A 17726-nucleotide genomic window follows, 5' to 3' on the forward strand; every position below is an offset into this window, starting at 1 on the left:
TATGCTGAGCAAAAAGATTCGCAACTTCCTGCTATTCGCAGTCATCGCCGCGCTGTTCCTGGCGGTGGGCTACTGGAATATCAGCCCGGAGCGCTTCCTCGACAAGCCAGTCGCGGCCGTCGACGATAGTGCTATCGCCTATTACGCCATCAACGCTCACACCATACAGTTCCTGCCCGATGGCAAGGTTCAGTACGAAATGACCGCTGATAAAGTCGAGAACCTCAAGGCCACGGACGTCAGCCTGCTGACCAATCCCGACCTGAACCTCTACCGAGGCACCGAGTTCCCATGGCACGTCACCAGCAAGCGCGGTGAGGTGAACAAGGGCGGCACTCAAGTGGAACTGATCGACTCGGTGCGCGTTGCGCGCACTGACGAAAAGAAGCGCGACACCATCATTACCAGTAGTCGCATGACCGTTTTCCCACAACAGCAATATGCGCAGACCGAGCAAGACGTTAGAATCGACGGCGCTGGCGGTGTATCGACTGGCAAGGGAATGAAAGCGTATTTGAAAGAAAGCAGGATACACCTGCTATCGAACGTAAGAGGACAGTATGAGGCTCGTTAAAACCCTCCCTATTTTGCTCGGTCTGGGCGCAGCACTGGGAAGCGTGAGCGCCTGGGCTCTGCCGAACGATAGCCAGCAACCGATCCACATTCAGGCTGACGATGCGCAGCTGGATGACAAACAAGGTGTCGCCACCTACACCGGCGGCGTGATCATCACCCAGGGCTCGATGAAAATCACCGGCAACACGGTGACGCTCACGCGTACGCCAGCTGGCGACATTGACGTGGTGACATCCGTGGGCAACCTGGCTTACTTCGAACAGAAGCAGGCCGCCGCCGACCCTGCCCCGATCAAGGGCTATGGCAAGACCATCCAATACCACGCCCAGCAGAACCGTATCATCCTGATCGATCAGGCCAGGGTTGTGAGCAGCGATGGCAACACGACAGACGGTGAGAAAATCACCTATGACACCGTGAAGCAGATCGCTCAGGCTGGTCGCGCCACTGGCGCCAAGATCGGCACTCCGAAGCCGCGTATCGACATGGTTATCCAGCCGAAGCAGAAAGACGGTGCGGCTCAGCCTGCGCCTAAACCCGCTGCGAAGAAGGCGAACTAATGGCAACCCTGAAAGCCCAGCACTTGGCCAAGGCCTATAAAAGCCGCCAAGTCGTACGCGACGTGAGCCTGTCGATCGACAGTGGCCAGATCGTCGGTTTGCTTGGCCCGAACGGTGCCGGCAAGACCACCTGCTTCTATATGATCGTCGGGTTGGTTCAGGCGGATCAGGGACGTGTATTGATTGACGACCTGGACGTCAGCCACCAGCCAATGCACGGTCGTGCACGCGCCGGTATCGGCTATCTTCCCCAGGAAGCGTCGATCTTCCGCAAACTGTCGGTTGCCGACAACATCATGGCGATCCTCGAGACCCGCAAGGAACTCGACCGTGACGGCCGTCGCAAAGAGCTGGAAAGCCTGCTGCAGGAGTTCCACATCAACCACATACGCGACAACCTGGGCATGAGCCTGTCGGGTGGTGAGCGTCGTCGTGTGGAAATCGCCCGCGCCCTGGCCACCGCGCCGAAGTTCATCCTGCTCGACGAACCGTTTGCCGGCGTCGACCCGATCTCGGTTGGCGACATCAAGCAGATCATCCATCACCTCAAGGCCAAGGGCATCGGTGTGCTGATCACCGACCACAACGTCCGTGAGACCCTCGATATCTGTGAAACGGCTTATATCGTCAACGATGGCCAGCTGATCGCCGAAGGCGATTCCGCCACCATCCTGGCTAACGAACTGGTCAAGGAAGTGTACCTGGGCCACGAGTTCCGCCTGTAAGCACTGCGGTGTCTGGCCATTCGCCAAGGCGCGCGGGAGTCAATAAAAACCTCCACTTTTTTATTGTTACCGCGCTCTAGGCAAAGCCCCCGATATCAGGCATATAATTTGCTTATGTTTGGCGCTCACGCGCCCTGTCGTGGATGGCGCATTGCGCCGGCGAATAAGGTGTTAAGCCCCTGCCATGAAACCATCGCTAGTCCTGAGAATGGGCCAGCAGCTGACGATGACACCGCAGCTGCAACAGGCCATCCGCCTGCTCCAATTGTCGACCCTGGACCTGCAACAGGAAATCCAGGAGGCCCTGGAGTCCAATCCGATGCTCGAACGCCAGGAAGAAGGCGACGACTTCGATAACGCAGACCCGCTGGCCGATAACATCGAGCAAAAACCCAATCCCGACGTACAGGAACCCTCCTACCAGGAAACCGCCCCCACGGTGGATAACCTTGAGGAAGGCGATTGGAACGAACGCATCCCCAACGAGCTTCCCGTGGACACTGCCTGGGAAGACGTCTACCAGACCAGCGCCAGCAGCCTGCCGAGCAATGATGATGACGAGTGGGATTTCACTACCCGCACGTCCGCCGGCGAGAGCCTGCAGAGCCATTTGCTCTGGCAATTGAACCTGGCACCGATGTCCGACACCGATCGCCTGATCGCCGTCACCCTGATCGACTGCATCAATAACCAGGGCTATCTGGACGAAACCCTCGATGAAATCCTCGAGGCCTTCGACCCGGAACTGGACATCGAGCTGGACGAAATCGAAGCCGTGCTGCACCGCATCCAGCAGTTCGAGCCGGCCGGTATCGGCGCCCGCACTCTCAGCGAGTGCCTGCTGCTGCAACTGCGCCAACTGCCCGCCAAGACCCCTTGGCTCGCTGAGGCCCAGCGCCTGGTTACCGACTACATTGACCTGCTGGGCAGCCGCGACTACAGCCAGCTGATGCGCCGCATGAAGCTCAAGGAAGACGACCTGCGCCAGGTCATCGAGCTGGTACAGAGCCTCAACCCTCGCCCAGGCTCGCAGATTGAGTCCAGCGAAGCTGAATACGTCGTGCCCGATGTGATCGTGCGCAAGGACAACGAGCGTTGGCTGGTGGAGTTGAACCAGGAATCAGTGCCGCGCCTGCGGGTCAACCCGCAATACGCTGGTTTTGTTCGCCGTGCCGACACCAGCGCCGACAACACCTTCATGCGCAACCAGTTGCAGGAAGCACGCTGGTTCATCAAGAGCCTGCAAAGCCGCAACGAAACCCTGATGAAAGTGGCCACCCAGATCGTCGAGCACCAGCGCGGTTTCCTGGAATATGGCGATGAGGCCATGAAGCCGCTGGTACTGCATGACATCGCCGAGGCGGTGGGCATGCACGAATCAACGATTTCGCGGGTGACCACGCAGAAATTCATGCATACCCCGCGGGGTATTTATGAGTTGAAATACTTTTTCTCCAGCCACGTCAGCACTTCCGAAGGCGGCGAATGCTCGTCCACGGCAATCCGCGCGATCATCAAAAAACTGGTTGCCGCGGAAAATCAGAAAAAGCCATTGAGTGACAGTAAGATCGCTGGTTTACTGGAGGCACAAGGCATTCAGGTCGCCCGTCGAACCGTCGCCAAGTACCGCGAGTCTCTCGGGATCGCGCCTTCCAGCGAGCGTAAGCGTTTGATGTGACGGGCGGGCCATAGCGTTCCAGTGGCAGGCACCCCGGCCTGCCGCTTTATGCACTGGCAACGAAGGAGAAGCTGTATGCAAGTCAACATCAGTGGACACCAGCTGGAAGTCACCAAGCCCCTGCGTGAGTACACCGAGAGCAAGCTGAACAAGCTTGCGGGGCATTTTGACAAGATCACCAACGTGCAGGTCATCATGGAGGTCGATAAGCTCAAGCAGAAAATCGAGGCCACCCTGCACGTACCGAATGCGAAGCTCGTCGCCAATGCGGAGCATGAAGATATGTACGCGGCGATTGACTCCCTCTACGACAAGCTGGACCGCCAACTCATAAAGCATAAGGAAAAGAATCTGCACCTGATGCAAGGTACAGGTCGTTAACTCTCCCCCATGATCCAACTTGAAACCATCCTGACCCCCGGCCGTTCCCTAGTGAACGCGCCGGGTGGCAGCAAGAAAAAAGCCCTCGAACACATTGCCAACCTAATCAGCCGCGAAGTGCCTGAGCTGGACGAGCAAGTCGTGTTCAAGGCCCTGATTGACCGTGAAAAACTGGGTTCAACCGGTTTTGGCAACGGCATCGCCATTCCTCACTGCCGCCTGGAAGGCTGCACTGCTCCCGTAAGTGCACTATTGCACCTGCAAGAAAAAATCGATTTCGACGCCATCGACGGCGCGCCGGTCGACCTGCTGTTCGTTCTGCTGGTCCCGCAAGCTGCTACCGATGCGCACCTGGAACTGCTCCGGCAGATCGCCAGCATGCTCGACCGCAAGGAAGTACGCGACAAACTGCGCAGTGCCAGTACCAATGAGGCGCTCTATCAGGTTGTCCTGGATGAACAAAACAGGCCGTAATCATGCGTTTGATCATCGTCAGCGGCCGCTCTGGCTCGGGTAAAAGCACCGCCCTCAACGTTCTTGAGGACAACGGTTTCTATTGCATCGACAACCTGCCCGCAGGCCTGCTGCCGGAACTGGCGGAACGTGCGCTGATCCACACCGAACTCGCGCAACCTCTGGTTGCCGTTTCAATCGACGCCCGCAACCTTCCCAGCCACCTTGAGCGATTCCCGCAATTGCTCGAGGAGGTACGTGCCAAGCATATTCATTGCGACGTGCTGTACCTGGACGCCGACGAGGAAACACTGCTCAAGCGTTTCTCCGAGACCCGACGACGCCACCCTCTCAGCAGCCCTCACCGCTCGCTGGCCGAAGCCATCGAGGACGAGACCACCCTGCTGGGCCCGATCATTGACCTCGCCGACCTCAAGATCAACACCACCGGCCTGAACCTGTATCAGTTGCGCGACGCCATCAAGCTGCGTCTGCTGAACCAGCCCGAGCCCGGTACGGCATTCCTCGTTGAGTCGTTCGGTTTCAAGCGCGGCATGCCCGTGGATGCCGACCTGGTCTTCGATGTGCGCTGCCTGCCCAACCCTTATTGGAAGCCTGAACTGCGTGATCAGTCGGGGCTGGACCAACCCGTGGCCGAATACCTGGCCGCACAACCGGATGTGGAGGAGATGTTCCAGGATATCTCCAGCTACCTGCTCAAATGGTTGCCGCGGTTTGCTGCGAGCAATCGGGCCTATGTCACCATTGCCATTGGCTGTACCGGCGGTCACCATCGCTCCGTCTACCTGACCGAACGCCTCGGCCAGGTGCTGCAACAAACCCTCAAGAATGTCCAGGTTCGCCACCGCGACCTTAGCTGAAAGGAACACCCCCGCGATGCCCGCTCTGGAAATTGAAATCATCAACAAGCTGGGCCTGCACGCTCGCGCTTCAGCCAAATTCGTCGGTGTTGCCGGGCGATTCCCCTGCCAGATCCGCGCAGGGCGCACGCCGGAATCCATGGTTGACGGCAAGAGCATCATGGCAATGATGATGCTGGCCGCTGGCAAGGGCACCAAGATCCACTTGAAGACAGAAGGCGAGCAAGAACAGGAAGCGATGGACGCCTTGGTGGAGCTGATCAATAACTACTTCGACGAGGGTGAATAAACCCCGCCTTTAAGATGAGTGTGAGGCTGCAATAGCCTCACCCTAATGCTGTATCCATCGCCATCATCAAACAAAACCCGATGCACAGCCCAAGGCTGGCAAGCTTTTCGTGGCCGTTACGCCGTGACTCGGGAATGACTTCATGAGTCACCACCAACAGCATCGCCCCAGCGGCTAGCGCCAACCCCAAAGGCAACAGCACTTCGGCCAGGCTTACCAGCCAGGCACAGAGGACGGCAAACACCGGCTCAACCAGACCTGACGCTGCACCTATCAGAAAGGCTTTGACCCGCGACATCCCTGCTCCAGCCAATACCAGCGCAATCACCAAACCTTCCGGCACGTCCTGCAAGGCAATACCCATGGCCAAGCTGTCGGCATCCGGCATCCCGCCACCGGCAGAGACGCCAACGGCCATGCCCTCCGGGATGTTGTGGGCAATGATGGCAAACACAAACAGCCAGATGCGGGGTGGAATCACCGGTTTATCCGGCGTGCCCACCAACATTTCCGGGCTGGCGCCAGAGACCTTGCGGTCAACCAGGTACAGCCCGAATGCCCCCAGCATGATGCCGAAGCTGATCAAACCACTGGCGCCCCACGGCGAGAGCCCCAAGCTTTCAGCGGCAGCAATACCTGGGACGACCAGCGAAAATGCCGTCGCCGCCAGCATCACGCCGGCACCAAAGCCCAGCAACGTGTCGCTGAGCGCCACCGGCATGCGACGAATAACCAGCACCGGGACCGCACCCAGTGCCGTGCCGAGCGCGCAAATCGCCCCGCCCTGCAAGGCGCGCAGGATTCGCGGTTCAAGATCCAGCCAGGCCAGCCCGTGGGCCACCAGCAATGCAGTGCCTGCCAATAGCAGCAGCGAGCCAAACGCATAACGAAACATCCGTCCGCTGCTGATCGCCAGTGTTTCAGTGCCCATAGTCGGCCTTAGATCTTGTTATTGGGTGAATATCAGGCCAGGGCGGCCTGGTAGCGTGCGGCGACTTCCGGCCAATTGATGACGCTGTAGAAGGCGTTGATGTATTCGGGGCGGCGGTTCTGGTAGCGCAGGTAATAGGCGTGCTCCCAGACGTCGAGGCCGAGGATTGGCGTATTGCCGTTCATCAACGGGCTGTCCTGATTGCCACTGCTTTCGACCACCAGGGTCTTCTGCGGCGTGACGCTCAGCCAGGCCCAACCGCTGCCGAAACGGGTCAAGGCGGCTTTGGTGAAAGCGTCTTTGAAGCTGTCGAAACCGCCCAACTGCTCCTCGATCGCTTTGCCCAATGCACCTTCAGGTTTGCCGCCGCCTTTTGGCGACATCACCGCCCAGAACAACGAGTGGTTCGCATGCCCGCCGCCCTGGTTGATGACGGCGGCACGTAGTTTTTCCGGCAGTTGCTGAACGCTGGACACCAGCTTCTCAACTGGCCAGCCCGCGAACTCTGTGCCCTCGACCGCCGCATTCAAGTTGTTGATGTAGGTCTGGTGGTGCTTGGTGTAGTGGATTTCCATGGTTTGCGCATCGATATGCGGCTCCAGCGCATCGTAGGCGTAAGGCAAGGCAGGCAAGGTGTAGGACATATCAATGTGCTCCGTAATAAGGACTGTTGCGGGTCGACGCATCCGATTGCGCCGCAGTGCCACCGAGCAAGCGATGGGTACGCGGGTACTCGCCGTGATCGCTGATGAAATTCAACAGTTCGACGTAAGTCTTGCTGCTCTGGCGCAGTGCCGCCTCGCGCAATTGCGGGCTCAGGCGCGGGTCCTGCATGGTCTGCAACAGGCGTTGATGGATAGCGCAGAGGTATTCCGCGCTTTCCTCAGGCTGGTTCAGGCGCAAGTGCAGGTCCGCCAGGTTGTGATGGGAAATGACGCAAGCCGCCACTGCTTCGTCGGCATCCGCCCAGCGCTCGAATAACACTTGAGCCAGGGCCAGGGCTTGCAGATAGGCCTCGCGAGCGTCGACCAGTTCGCCCTGCATAAAGCAGCGATTGGCCCGTTCGATCGTGCGTTTCCAGTGCTCCATGGTGAGCCTCCAAAGCAGAGTCGGTGATTACACGCCGCCAGCCGTGAGCTTTTCCGGATCCAATAGGATCTCAAGCTGGCTGCGGGGCAGGTCGGTGTGCTCGAGGGCGACGTCAATGACCGGACGGCCCTGCTGATAGGCCTTCTTGGCGATTTCAGCGGCTTTTTGGTAACCAATGATTGGGTTAAGTGCGGTGACCAGGATCGGGTTGCGCGACAGCGCCTCCTTGAGCTTGGCTTCGTTGACCTTGAAGCTGGCGATGGCCTTGTCGGCCAGTAAGCGGCTGGCATTGGCCAGCAGTTCGAGGCTGCCTAGCAGGTTCTGGGCAATGATCGGCAGCATCACATTCAGCTCGAAGTTACCGGATTGGCCGGCGACGGTAATGACCGTGTCATTGCCGATCACCTGGGCCGCGACCATGGCGGTCGCCTCCGGAATCACCGGGTTGACTTTGCCCGGCATGATCGAGGAGCCTGGCTGCAGGCCTTCCAGCTCGATTTCACCCAGACCTGCAAGCGGGCCGGAGTTCATCCAGCGCAGGTCATTGGCGATTTTCATCAGCGAGACCGCGGTGGCTTTCAGCTGGCCGGAGACGGCGACGGCCGTGTCCTGAGAGCCGATCAATGCGAACAGGTTTTTGCCCGGCGTGAACTTCACGCCAGTGAGGCTGCTCAGTTGTTGGCTGAAACGTGCCGCGAATTCAGGGTGCGCGTTGATCCCCGTGCCGACCGCCGTACCGCCCTGGGCCAGGGCCTGCAAGCTCGGCAGCAGGTCTTGCAAGTGGCCGATATTGGCCTTGAGCTGTTGCGCCCAACCATTGAGCACCTGGCTCATGCGCACCGGCATGGCGTCCATCAGGTGAGTGCGGCCGGTCTTGATGTACGGGTGAACCTCCTCGGCCTTGTGTTCGATTACCTGGACCAGATGCAGCAGGGCCGGCAGCGTTTGCTCGTGCAGCACCAATGCGGCGCTGACGTGGATCGTGGTCGGAATGATGTCGTTGCTGCTTTGGCCACAATTGACATGGTCGTTGGGGTTGACCGTCTCGCCCAACAGCCGTGTGGCCAGGGTCGCAATCACTTCGTTGGCGTTCATGTTGGAGCTGGTGCCGGAACCGGTCTGGAAGATATCCACCGGGAAGTGCGGCATGAAATCGCCTTCCAGCAAGCCTTGGGCGGCATCGACGATGGCCTTGCCTTGGCTTTCGCTGATCTGCTTGAGGTCGACATTGACCTTGGCGGCGGCGGCCTTGGCCAGGATCAGCGCGCGAATAAATTGCTTCGGCATGCGTTGGTTGCTGATCGGAAAATTGTTCACCGCGCGCTGGGTTTGCGCGCCATACAAGGCCTCGGCCGGCACCTGCAGTTCGCCCATGCTGTCGCGTTCGATACGGGTGTTACTCATCGGAGGATCCTTGCACCAGGTCAGAAACAGAAATGGAAGGCAGCAATTCGCAAGTTGCCAATTGCCAGGCAAAGGTCTGCCAGCGCTTTAGGCGGCAGGCACAGTGAGAGAGGTTTTCCAGGTCGCGCAGCGGGCGCCACGCTTGGTCGAGACACGTGGATCGCCAATGCCAAGGCAAGGCGATATCACTGGCAGTGTCGATCAACAGGCGGAAGGATGTTTCGGCAATCGTCCATGGATGCGTCGCGGTGCAACACGCCAGGTATCGACCCTCGTTGAGGTAATGTTCGATCAGGCGAGGTTCATTGGGATCGAGGCCGCAGCGAATCTGACGACTCATCCAGCGCCAGCTTTCCAGGTACGGATCCTCATGCAGGACAGAACTCATGATCCACACTCATTCGGTAATGATATTTATTATTAAATGATATTGAGAATCAAAACAAGAGTGGCACATGAATCCACCTGTGACACAGGCATAAAAAAGGCGCGCCATCTGTAGGATGGCGCGCCTTTTTAGTGGAGCGTGGTGGTGTTTTAGCTACCGGCGACAGTCATCCGCTCGATCAGTACCGACCCCGTACGAATGTTGCTGCGCAATTCCAAGTCATTACCCACCGCGACGATTTGCTTGAACATATCGCGCATGTTGCCAGCAATGGTCACTTCCTGAACGGCGAACTGAATCTCACCGTTTTCCACCCAGAAACCCGCCGCGCCACGTGAGTAATCACCAGTCACCATATTCAGGCCACTGCCCATCAATTCGGTGACCAGCAAACCTCTGCCCATACGACGCAACAGCGCAGCCTGGTCCTCGTCGCCATGGGTCACGAACAGGTTGTGCACGCCACCGGCGTTGGCGGTGCTTGGCAGGCCGAGTTTGCGACCGGAGTAAGTACCCAGGACATAGGACACCAACTCGCCCTTCTCGACGAACGGTTTGGCATAGGTCGCCAGGCCATCACCGTCGAACGCCGCACTGCCCATTGCGCGCATCAGGTGCGGACGCTCATCGATGGTCAACCACTCAGGAAACAGCTTCTGGCCGATTGCCCCCTCAAGGAATGAGGACTTGCGGTACAGATTGCCACCCGAGATGGCGCCCAGGAAGCTGCCGAACAGGCCACCTGCGAGTTCGGCCGAAAACAGCACAGGCACTTCACAGGTCGGCACCGGGCGCGCGCCCAGACGGCTCGCCGCACGCTGCGCCGCGCGCTGGCCAATGCTGACCGGGTCCGCCAGCAATTCGCCCTTACGGCTCACGTCGTACCAGTAATCACGCTGCATCTGGCCATCGGCTTCGGCGATCATCACGCAGCTCAGGCTGTGCCGAGTGGAGGCGTAACCACCGATAAAACCATGGCTGTTGCCGTATACACGGCAGCCCTGATGCGTGTTCAACGTGGTGCCGTCAGCATTTTTGATACGGGGGTCGGCATCAAAGGCCGCCGCTTCGCAGGTCAGCGCCAATTCGATCGCCTGTTCAGGCGTGATGTCCCAGGCGTGAAACAGATCGAAATCCTTCAAGTCCTTCGCCATCAACGCTTTGTCGGCGAGACCTGAGCTTTCGTCTTCAGAGGTGTGTTTGGCAATTGCCAATGCCGCGGCGACAGTTTCACGAATCGCCTCCGGCCCGCTGGCCGACGTGCTGGCCGAGCCCTTGCGCTGCCCCGAATACAAGGTGATACCGAAACCCTGGTCACGGTTGAACTCAACGGTTTCCACTTCGCGCTGGCGTACCGACGTCGACAGCCCCTGCTCCAGCGACACCGCCACTTCACAGGCACTGGCCCCCTGGCGCTTGGCCTCGGCAAGGATCTGCTCGACTTGTTCCTGCAGTGCCGGTAACGCTTGCGGACCGACGCTTTGGGCTGCACTCATGGTTTTCTCCACTCAAATTCTGCTTTCGGTTAAGGCCATCGAGCGACCGGGCCGGACAAGCGGCCCCCGACTGGTTATCATGGCGGCGTTTCTTTGCGGACTGCCACCATGGTTGATTCTTACGACGACTCCCTCGATGGGGAGAAAAGCAAAACCCAGGTCAAACGTGAGCTGCATGCTCTGGTTGACCTCGGCGAGCGCCTTACAACGCTCAAGAAAGACTTGATTGCAAAACTGCCACTGACCGACGAAATGCGCCGGGCGCTTGCGGATGCACCCAAGCACACCGCGAATATCGCGCGTAAACGGCACATCATGTTTATCGGCAAGCTGATGCGCGATCAGGACACTGACGCGATTCTGGCGTTGCTTGATCAAACCGATGCCTCCACTCGCCAGTACAACGAACGTTTCCATAACCTGGAACGTTGGCGTGACCGCCTGATCTCGGGCGATGACGCGGTGCTGGAGAAATTCGTGCTGGACTACCCGGATGCTGACCGCCAGCAACTGCGCTCCCTGATCCGTCAGGCTCAGCACGAGCAGGCGCATAACAAGGCGCCGGCCACCAGCCGTAAAATCTTCAAGTACATCCGTGAGCTGGACGAGACTCAACGCGGTCTGCGCTGATCCTCTTCCCCGGGTGGCGACCTCCGCCACCCGAAGCTCCGGCCCTTACGACCCCGTGCCACCCACGGTGATCGCATCAATTTTCAGGGTTGGCTGGCCTACGCCGACTGGCACCGACTGCCCATCCTTCCCGCATGTGCCCACGCCGCTGTCCAGCGACAGGTCGTTACCGACCATCGACACCTTGCTCATGGCTTCCGGCCCGTTACCAATCAACGTCGCCCCCTTGACCGGCGCGGTAATCTTGCCGTCTTCGATCAGGTACGCCTCGCTGGTGGAGAACACAAACTTGCCGCTGGTGATATCCACCTGGCCGCCGCCGAGGTTGGCGCAGTAGATCCCGCGTTTTACCGAGGCTATGATTTCTGCCGGGTCGCTTTCGCCGCCGAGCATGTAGGTGTTGGTCATGCGTGGCATCGGCAGGTGCGCGTAGGACTCGCGACGGCCGTTACCGGTGCGCGCCACGCCCATCAGGCGAGCATTGAGCTTGTCTTGCATGTAGCCCTTGAGCACGCCGTTTTCAATCAGCGTGGTGCACTCGGTGGGCGTGCCTTCGTCGTCGACGCTCAGCGAGCCACGGCGACCGGCCAGGGTGCCGTCATCGACAATGGTGCACAGCTTGGACGCGACCATTTCGCCCATGCGCCCGCTGTAGGCGGAACTGCCCTTGCGGTTGAAGTCGCCTTCAAGGCCATGGCCCACCGCTTCGTGGAGTAGAACCCCGGACCAACCCGAACCCAATACCACCGGCAACGTACCCGCCGGCGCCGGAATGGCCTCCAGGTTGACCAGCGCCTGGCGCAGCGCTTCACGGGCGTAACCCATGGCGCGGTCTTCAGCGAGGAAATAACGGTAGTCGGTACGCCCGCCGCCGCCATGGCCACCGCGCTCGCGGCGACCGTTCTGTTCGACGATCACACTGACGTTAAACCGTACCAGCGGCCGCACATCCGCCGCCAGGCCACCGTCAGTGGACGCCACCAGAATGCGTTCCCAAACGCCGGCCATGCTCACCGTGACTTGCTGGATGCGCGGGTCGAGCGCGCGGGTAGCGGCGTCGATACGCTTGAGCAAATCAACTTTTTCCGCGCGGCTGATCACTTCAAGGGGATTGTCCGGGGCATACAACTGCGCCACGTCCTGAGTGCTGAACGCCTGCACCGTACCGTTCTGGCCGGCGCGGGAAATCGAGCGCGCCGCACGCGCCGCCAGGCCCAGGGCTTCAGGGGTGATTGCGTTGCTGTAGGCAAAACCGGTCTTTTCACCGGATTGCGCGCGCACGCCCACACCTTGGTCAAGGTTGAAGCTGCCTTCCTTGACGATGCCGTCTTCCAGAGCCCAGGACTCGGAAATCTGCCCCTGGAAATACAGGTCGGCTGCGTCGATGCCTGGCCCGGCCAGATCGCCGAGCACGGTTTGCAAACTTTCGATGGTCACGCCACCGGGTGCCAGGAGGTGTTCACTGACTGAGGACAACAACTCGCTCATAGGTTTGGCCTTAAATTCATCGTTCCGAGGCAGGCCGCTGCGCGCCCTGCGAGAAAAAGCGCCGATGGTTGACCACCGGCATGCGCGCCCGTATCGACGCCTGTTCACTGCTGTCGCGTTCGGCCAGTAACACCGCTTCGCCTTGATCCTGTTGTGTCAGCACACGCCCCCAAGGGTCGACAATCGCCGCGTGGCCGTAGGTTTCACGCGGGCCTGGATGTACGCCGCCTTGAGCGGCCGCCAGCAGATAGCACTGGGTTTCGATGGCACGCGCACGAATCAGTACATCCCAATGCGCAGCACCGGTTACGGCTGTAAAGGCCGAGGGCGCGGTAATCAATTCAGCCCCCGCCGCGCGCAACTCGCTGTACAGCTCGGGGAAGCGCAAGTCGTAGCACACCGTCAGGCCCAAACGCCCCACCGGCGTGTCCGCCACCACCACATTGCCACCGAAAGCATAGTCGTCGGATTCGCGATAACGACCTCGAGCATCCGCCACGTCGACATCGAACAGGTGCAGCTTGTCGTAACGGGCAACGATTTCGCCCTGATCGTCGATCAGCAGCGAGCAAGCGTTGGACTTGGCGGTGGGTTGGTCCTTGGGCGGCAACGGCAATGTGCCGGCCACTATCCATAAGGTGAGGTCGCGGGCCGTCTGTTTCAACCATGGCAGGATCGGGCCTTCGCCTAATGCTTCGGCGCGACCGATATCGGCTACGTCACGGCGGCCCATGGCGGCGAAGTTTTCCGGCAGCACTGCCAGCTTCGCACCGCCTGCCGCCGCTTGTTCCAGCAAGCGCCGGGCCTGGGCCAGGTTGGCCAGAACATCGCTCTGGCTGACCATTTGAATTACCGCAAGGGACATAGGCCGACACTCCGTAAAGGGCATGCGGCCATGCTACTCCACAGGCTCTCAGTTTGGTTTTTCAAATGGCTTGTCGAAGGTGATTTTTGGATCCTTCCAAGGGCCTTGCACCTTGTATTGCACGCTGGCGAAACGCGACACGCGGTCACCGATCAACTTGTCGATCAGGAACAGCGCGCCACCAATGGCCGGCGCCCCCACGATCAACGCGGCAATCGGCAGGTTATTGGTCACCGGCAATGTAACCAGCAGCTTGGCATCGACCCGGTCAGCGACCAGGTCCAACGTGCCATTTAGCTCAAGGTTAGTGGATGGCCCAGTCATGGTGATGGGCTCACGGGTCACGAACACGCCATTGCTGGCGGCCAACAAACCTTTGACCCGGTCATAACTCAAGCCTTTGCCCAACAAGTCCGAGAAGTCCAGTCGCAAACGGCGCCCAATAGAGTTGAAGTTCAGCAAACCAAACACCCGCAGGGCTTGGGCACCACCTTCAACCTCAACGAACTGGCCTTTGCGGAACGCCGCATCCAGGCTGCCGGAGAAACGCTTGGGCCCAACCCAGGCCGGCGAACCCGGCCAGCGACCGTCCACGTCGAGGTGGAAGTCCTCGCTGGTCACCGTTGGCGCAAAGCCCCAGCCCTTGAGTACATCGGCGATGTTCTTGCCATCCAGGCGGCCTTTGTACCAACTGCTGCTGGCGCCCGGCGCACCTTCCCAGCCACCGGCACCCTTGAGTTGCATGCCTTTGAGGCCCAGGTCCAGGTTGTTGAAGGCCAGCCCTTTGGCGGTTGGCCGGATCTTCAGCGACCAGGCCCCCACCAGGTCCGGCCCCTGGAACAACTGATTGATGGCTATATCCAGGGCAGGGATGTCTTTTGGATCAATATCAGCCAACGGGTCCGGCGCATTCTCATCCGCCTGCACCGTCGGGTCCACCGCCGGCAATTTCACGTACTGCAAGTTGATCGCAATAGGTGCACCCTTGGCATCCGGCAGGTTCACAGCGCCTTTGGCCTGCTGGCTGTCGAACTGCAAACCCCAGGCAGCCGGCTTACGATCCAATTGCAGATTGACCTGATCAAACTGCGTACCAAAACCGGTCAGTTTGCCTACCTTGAAATCTGCGCTACTGAGCAGTTGCTTGGCACTGCCGCCTGGATCATTGCCGGCGTAGCGGTTTACCAGTTTTTTCCAAGGGTCGATGTCCAGCTCAGACAACACACCGCGAATGCGCAGGCCTTTGGCAGCCGGGAGCACGGCACTCCCATCACCCAGGAACAACTCCCCGCGGCCATCATTGAATTTGTCGGGTGGCGAGGCAAAGGTAAAGCTCGCCAGCTCGCCGTAGTCGAACCAGTAGCGACGCTCGGGGCCCTGCAAAGTCATGCGGAACACGCTGTCGCGACCCTGGCTGGCGGGCATGCCAAACGGTGCTGGCAAATCGACCGCTACGCCCTTCATGGTGGAGCTGACCATCAGCTGGCTATCGGCGCCATCCAGGGTCAGTTGCAGTTGATAGGGAATATCGCCGGACACCGGCATTGGCTGGCTGATTTTTAACCAGTCCGTCAGGCGTTTAACCGTGACTTGGCCTTTGGCGGTAACGCGCGTACTGATATTGCCCGGCTTGCCATCAGCGAAGATTTGCGCAGTGATCGGTCGGTCAAACGCCTGCGCCGAGATGTTCTGACCACTCAAGCCCTTGGCACTGTCGAAGCGGAAATTACCTTTGAGCTGAGTCAGGTCCAGGGTCGGCTCGGCCAATTGCAGGCGGGACTTGTCGGTCTGGAAATCCACCACAATCTTCGGCTCAGTGCCCTTGGCCAATGGAATGTCCAGGTCCAGCGAGCCTTGCAGGTCACCCTCGCCTTTCCACCCGGCAAAGGTCGAGCCGGTGCCTATCGGCGCATCCTGGAGGATTTTCAAGCCATCGCCCAAACCGCCGGCAAACCCACCGGTGATCAGCAGGTGACTGTCCTTTCCGGCCGGCGCGTGAGGAATGTTGACGTAGACGTCCTTGACCTTGGTGTCGAGCAACTGGCCCTTGCTCGCCAGGATGCGTACGCCACTCTCCTCAACGAACACTTCGCCATTGACCTTGCTCACATGGGGCCAGCCCGGCTGGAATGCCAGTTCGGCGTCATGCACCTTGAAGAACAGGCTGATATTGCGTGCAGCCGGCAATGCATCGTGGTTCAGCGAGCCTTGGTACTGGAAGAAACCCTGGTCAACCGCACCCTTGAGAATCGCCGTGCGCAGCCATTCATCCAGTGACGGGCTCAACACCGCTGGCAGGTACTTGGGCGTGAAACGGCCATCGCCATCGACCATGCCGACCCGCAGGTCCATGTAGTCTTCCTGGCTGTGGTCAAAATGCAGACGAATCAGGAAGTCCGCAGCAACCTTGCCCTCCTCGCCCAGCACCTTGATGTACGGAGCGATCAGGGTGAAGCTTTCCTTATCCAGCTTCCACGTCAGGCGCGCGTTGGCCTGGATGTACTGCCAGGGTTTGGCGAAGATCGGGAACAGGTGCAAGGAAAAGTCCTTGCTGTCCATGCGCAGTTCGCCGTGGCCCAGGTCGCCGCTGATGCTGCCGGACACGTTCCGCGCGGCTGGCGCCCCAAGGTAAGCATCGAAGCCGATGCGCTCCAGGTTTGCGGCAAAGCTGACCTTCTGGTCGCTGGTGTCCTGGGGGCGGAAATCCACCAACACATTGCGCAGCAAGCCGGTGGCTTTGAGGTGTTCTATGGTTTTGGCAAAGCCTTCAGGCAAGGGTGCCAAGGCATTCAGCAGCGGCGTGATGGGCGTCAGGTTGAGGCGATCAGCCTGCAGCTTCCAGACTTCCAGGTCCTTGTCGGTAGCCAGGCTCTGCTGCAATTGCAGGCGTGACTCCCAGCGCGCCTCACCGATGTTCATCGCCAGCGAATCAAACAGCACCTTGAGGCCGGTATCGCTGCGTTGCAGGTAAGCTGTCAGGGCAAGGTTTTCAATATGCACCGGCTTGCGCTCGGCGTAGCTGCCCTTCACCTGAGGTGAATTGAGGCGCACCGCTGCGCTTTGCACAGCGCCCTTTGCCCAGGTCAGCCAGAACTCGCCACCCGCTTTGAATTGGGTGAGTTTCCACTGCTGGGTCAGCTTGGCCGGAATCCATTTTGCCCAATCGCTTTGGGGCAGGCTCAGGTAGGCTTCGACTTGGCCGTCTTTCCATTGGCTGGCGCGAATTCGGCTGCGCAGGCTCAGGGCAAGAGGCTGGCCATCAGGCAAGGTCAGGCGGGCATCGAGGCGTTGGCGGGTGGCGCCGGTGTGCAGGCTCAGGCCCACGTAAGTCAGGGTCAGCGGCGACTGGTCGAAGGGTTGCAAGGTGACTTGGCTATCGAGCAACGACACACGCTTGACCATTTGCATACGTGTGAGCAATTGCTCCGGGTCGAGCGGCTGGTCATCCTGCACCGGCAAGCCTTGCAGCGCCCAACGGCCATCCTTGTCTTCCTTGACGCTCAATTGCAGGCCACTGACTTCCAGGTGGGCAATGCGCACTTCGCGCGCCATCAAGCTGGCCCACAGATCCGGCACCACTTCAACCTGGTCAAGGCGCAAGGCACTGCTGCCCTCGCCGACCATCACGTCGTGGGCCAGCAGCACCGGCGCGAAGCCGCTCCAGCGCCCTTCCAGGCTGCCGATGTGCACGGGCATATCCACCGCGGCCTGGGCCTTGGCTTCGATTTCGGCGCGGTATTCAGCCACCAGCGGGGTCAATTCACGACCCAGGCTCACGTACACCGCTGCCAACACCAGCAGCAAGGCGCACAAGCCCAGGCCCCAACGGGTCAAAGCGGCAAAAAAGCGTTTCAGACGCTCCATGTCAGGCGACCCTCAAGGCAGTTAGCGG

Annotated in this window: 18 protein-coding genes; 9 read left to right on the forward strand and 9 right to left on the reverse strand. The window is 59.7% G+C overall.

The genetic code is table 11. The features are described 5' to 3' along the window. Position 1: 1 nt before the first annotated feature. The 8 genes from lptC to HX783_RS07765 all read left to right on the forward strand — a co-directional run bounded on the left by lptC (position 2) and on the right by HX783_RS07765 (position 5543). Positions 2-574, forward strand: a complete 573-nt coding sequence (lptC, locus tag HX783_RS07730) for an LPS export ABC transporter periplasmic protein LptC (protein ID WP_159954261.1) — start codon at positions 2-4, stop codon at positions 572-574. Further along, positions 561-1136: a lipopolysaccharide transport periplasmic protein LptA gene (lptA, locus tag HX783_RS07735; RefSeq protein WP_159954260.1), complete on the forward strand. Its 576-nt coding sequence runs from the start codon at positions 561-563 to the stop codon at positions 1134-1136. The genes lptC and lptA overlap by 14 nt, the downstream gene beginning before the upstream one ends. Further along, positions 1136-1861, forward strand: coding sequence for an LPS export ABC transporter ATP-binding protein (gene lptB, locus HX783_RS07740; protein ID WP_003171806.1), 726 nt, complete (start codon positions 1136-1138; stop codon positions 1859-1861). Before lptA ends, lptB begins: the two co-directional genes overlap by 1 nt. A 184-nt stretch (positions 1862-2045) precedes the next feature. Further along, a complete protein-coding gene (locus HX783_RS07745) occupies positions 2046-3539 on the forward strand; it encodes an RNA polymerase factor sigma-54 (RefSeq protein WP_024073469.1) in 1494 nt (497 codons plus the stop codon). Between the two features lie 75 nt (positions 3540-3614). Further along, the gene (gene hpf, locus HX783_RS07750; protein ID WP_003171804.1) at positions 3615-3920 is read left to right on the forward strand and encodes a ribosome hibernation-promoting factor, HPF/YfiA family; all 306 of its coding nucleotides are present in this window, start codon (positions 3615-3617) and stop codon (positions 3918-3920) included. Between the two features lie 9 nt (positions 3921-3929). Continuing rightward, positions 3930-4394, forward strand: coding sequence for a PTS IIA-like nitrogen regulatory protein PtsN (gene ptsN / locus HX783_RS07755; protein ID WP_177016500.1), 465 nt, complete (start codon positions 3930-3932; stop codon positions 4392-4394). Positions 4395-4396: 2 nt separating this feature from the next. Further along, on the forward strand, positions 4397-5254 hold the full coding sequence (rapZ, locus tag HX783_RS07760; RefSeq protein WP_159954257.1) for an RNase adapter RapZ: 858 nt from the start codon (positions 4397-4399) through the stop codon (positions 5252-5254). 16 nt (positions 5255-5270) lie between these two features. Further along, positions 5271-5543 (forward strand): HPr family phosphocarrier protein, encoded by a 273-nt coding sequence (locus tag HX783_RS07765; protein ID WP_177016501.1) that lies wholly within the window; start codon positions 5271-5273, stop codon positions 5541-5543. Between the two features lie 37 nt (positions 5544-5580). On the opposite strand, the gene HX783_RS07770 is transcribed toward HX783_RS07765, so the two are convergent. The 6 genes from HX783_RS07770 to pmbA all read right to left on the reverse strand — a co-directional run bounded on the left by HX783_RS07770 (position 5581) and on the right by pmbA (position 10851). Next, positions 5581-6474 (reverse strand): ZIP family metal transporter, encoded by an 894-nt coding sequence (locus HX783_RS07770; RefSeq protein ID WP_177016502.1) that lies wholly within the window; start codon positions 6472-6474, stop codon positions 5581-5583. Between the two features lie 32 nt (positions 6475-6506). After that, entirely contained in the window at positions 6507-7118 is a 612-nt protein-coding gene (locus HX783_RS07775; protein ID WP_177016503.1) for a superoxide dismutase, read from the reverse strand. A gap of 1 nt (position 7119) precedes the next feature. Beyond that, positions 7120-7563: a hypothetical protein gene (locus HX783_RS07780; RefSeq protein WP_159954254.1), complete on the reverse strand. Its 444-nt coding sequence runs from the start codon at positions 7561-7563 to the stop codon at positions 7120-7122. Between the two features lie 27 nt (positions 7564-7590). Then, on the reverse strand, positions 7591-8967 hold the full coding sequence (locus HX783_RS07785; RefSeq protein WP_159954253.1) for an aspartate ammonia-lyase: 1377 nt from the start codon (positions 8965-8967) through the stop codon (positions 7591-7593). Beyond that, positions 8960-9355: a FagA protein gene (locus tag HX783_RS07790; RefSeq protein WP_177016504.1), complete on the reverse strand. Its 396-nt coding sequence runs from the start codon at positions 9353-9355 to the stop codon at positions 8960-8962. The genes HX783_RS07785 and HX783_RS07790 overlap by 8 nt, the downstream gene beginning before the upstream one ends. Before the next feature lie 149 nt (positions 9356-9504). Further along, the gene (gene pmbA, locus HX783_RS07795; protein ID WP_177016505.1) at positions 9505-10851 is read right to left on the reverse strand and encodes a metalloprotease PmbA; all 1347 of its coding nucleotides are present in this window, start codon (positions 10849-10851) and stop codon (positions 9505-9507) included. A gap of 108 nt (positions 10852-10959) precedes the next feature. On the opposite strand from pmbA, the gene yjgA reads away from it, so the two are divergent. Continuing rightward, positions 10960-11481, forward strand: a complete 522-nt coding sequence (gene yjgA / locus HX783_RS07800) for a ribosome biogenesis factor YjgA (protein WP_017138246.1) — start codon at positions 10960-10962, stop codon at positions 11479-11481. 45 nt (positions 11482-11526) lie between these two features. Here yjgA and tldD read toward each other — a convergent pair whose 3' ends face one another. Genes tldD through HX783_RS07815 form a run of 3 tightly spaced genes read right to left on the reverse strand, consistent with a single transcriptional unit; the run spans position 11527 to position 17698 of the window. Continuing rightward, positions 11527-12969, reverse strand: coding sequence for a metalloprotease TldD (gene tldD / locus HX783_RS07805; RefSeq protein WP_159954250.1), 1443 nt, complete (start codon positions 12967-12969; stop codon positions 11527-11529). Between the two features lie 16 nt (positions 12970-12985). Beyond that, entirely contained in the window at positions 12986-13834 is an 849-nt protein-coding gene (locus HX783_RS07810) for a carbon-nitrogen hydrolase family protein (protein WP_177016506.1), read from the reverse strand. Positions 13835-13882: 48 nt separating this feature from the next. Next, positions 13883-17698: a YhdP family protein gene (locus HX783_RS07815; RefSeq protein WP_177016507.1), complete on the reverse strand. Its 3816-nt coding sequence runs from the start codon at positions 17696-17698 to the stop codon at positions 13883-13885. Positions 17699-17726: the final 28 nt, after the last annotated feature.

The organism is Pseudomonas sp. D2002, from assembly GCF_013385735.1.
Lineage (GTDB): Bacteria > Pseudomonadota > Gammaproteobacteria > Pseudomonadales > Pseudomonadaceae > Aquipseudomonas.

What these genes read in the sequence shown, in the direction of transcription:
- HX783_RS07745 (WP_024073469.1), top strand. Translation starts at nt 2,046, where the DNA reads ATGAAACCATCGCTAGTCCTGAGAATGGGCCAGCAGCTGACGATGACA.
- HX783_RS07815 (WP_177016507.1), bottom strand. Translation starts at nt 17,698, where the DNA reads ATGGAGCGTCTGAAACGCTTTTTTGCCGCTTTGACCCGTTGGGGCCTG.
- lptB (WP_003171806.1), top strand. Translation starts at nt 1,136, where the DNA reads ATGGCAACCCTGAAAGCCCAGCACTTGGCCAAGGCCTATAAAAGCCGC.
- yjgA (WP_017138246.1), top strand. Translation starts at nt 10,960, where the DNA reads ATGGTTGATTCTTACGACGACTCCCTCGATGGGGAGAAAAGCAAAACC.
- HX783_RS07785 (WP_159954253.1), bottom strand. Translation starts at nt 8,967, where the DNA reads ATGAGTAACACCCGTATCGAACGCGACAGCATGGGCGAACTGCAGGTG.
- tldD (WP_159954250.1), bottom strand. Translation starts at nt 12,969, where the DNA reads ATGAGCGAGTTGTTGTCCTCAGTCAGTGAACACCTCCTGGCACCCGGT.
- HX783_RS07780 (WP_159954254.1), bottom strand. Translation starts at nt 7,563, where the DNA reads ATGGAGCACTGGAAACGCACGATCGAACGGGCCAATCGCTGCTTTATG.
- HX783_RS07810 (WP_177016506.1), bottom strand. Translation starts at nt 13,834, where the DNA reads ATGTCCCTTGCGGTAATTCAAATGGTCAGCCAGAGCGATGTTCTGGCC.
- lptC (WP_159954261.1), top strand. Translation starts at nt 2, where the DNA reads ATGCTGAGCAAAAAGATTCGCAACTTCCTGCTATTCGCAGTCATCGCC.
- ptsN (WP_177016500.1), top strand. Translation starts at nt 3,930, where the DNA reads ATGATCCAACTTGAAACCATCCTGACCCCCGGCCGTTCCCTAGTGAAC.
- hpf (WP_003171804.1), top strand. Translation starts at nt 3,615, where the DNA reads ATGCAAGTCAACATCAGTGGACACCAGCTGGAAGTCACCAAGCCCCTG.
- HX783_RS07790 (WP_177016504.1), bottom strand. Translation starts at nt 9,355, where the DNA reads ATGAGTTCTGTCCTGCATGAGGATCCGTACCTGGAAAGCTGGCGCTGG.
- HX783_RS07775 (WP_177016503.1), bottom strand. Translation starts at nt 7,118, where the DNA reads ATGTCCTACACCTTGCCTGCCTTGCCTTACGCCTACGATGCGCTGGAG.
- HX783_RS07765 (WP_177016501.1), top strand. Translation starts at nt 5,271, where the DNA reads ATGCCCGCTCTGGAAATTGAAATCATCAACAAGCTGGGCCTGCACGCT.
- rapZ (WP_159954257.1), top strand. Translation starts at nt 4,397, where the DNA reads ATGCGTTTGATCATCGTCAGCGGCCGCTCTGGCTCGGGTAAAAGCACC.
- lptA (WP_159954260.1), top strand. Translation starts at nt 561, where the DNA reads ATGAGGCTCGTTAAAACCCTCCCTATTTTGCTCGGTCTGGGCGCAGCA.
- pmbA (WP_177016505.1), bottom strand. Translation starts at nt 10,851, where the DNA reads ATGAGTGCAGCCCAAAGCGTCGGTCCGCAAGCGTTACCGGCACTGCAG.
- HX783_RS07770 (WP_177016502.1), bottom strand. Translation starts at nt 6,474, where the DNA reads ATGGGCACTGAAACACTGGCGATCAGCAGCGGACGGATGTTTCGTTAT.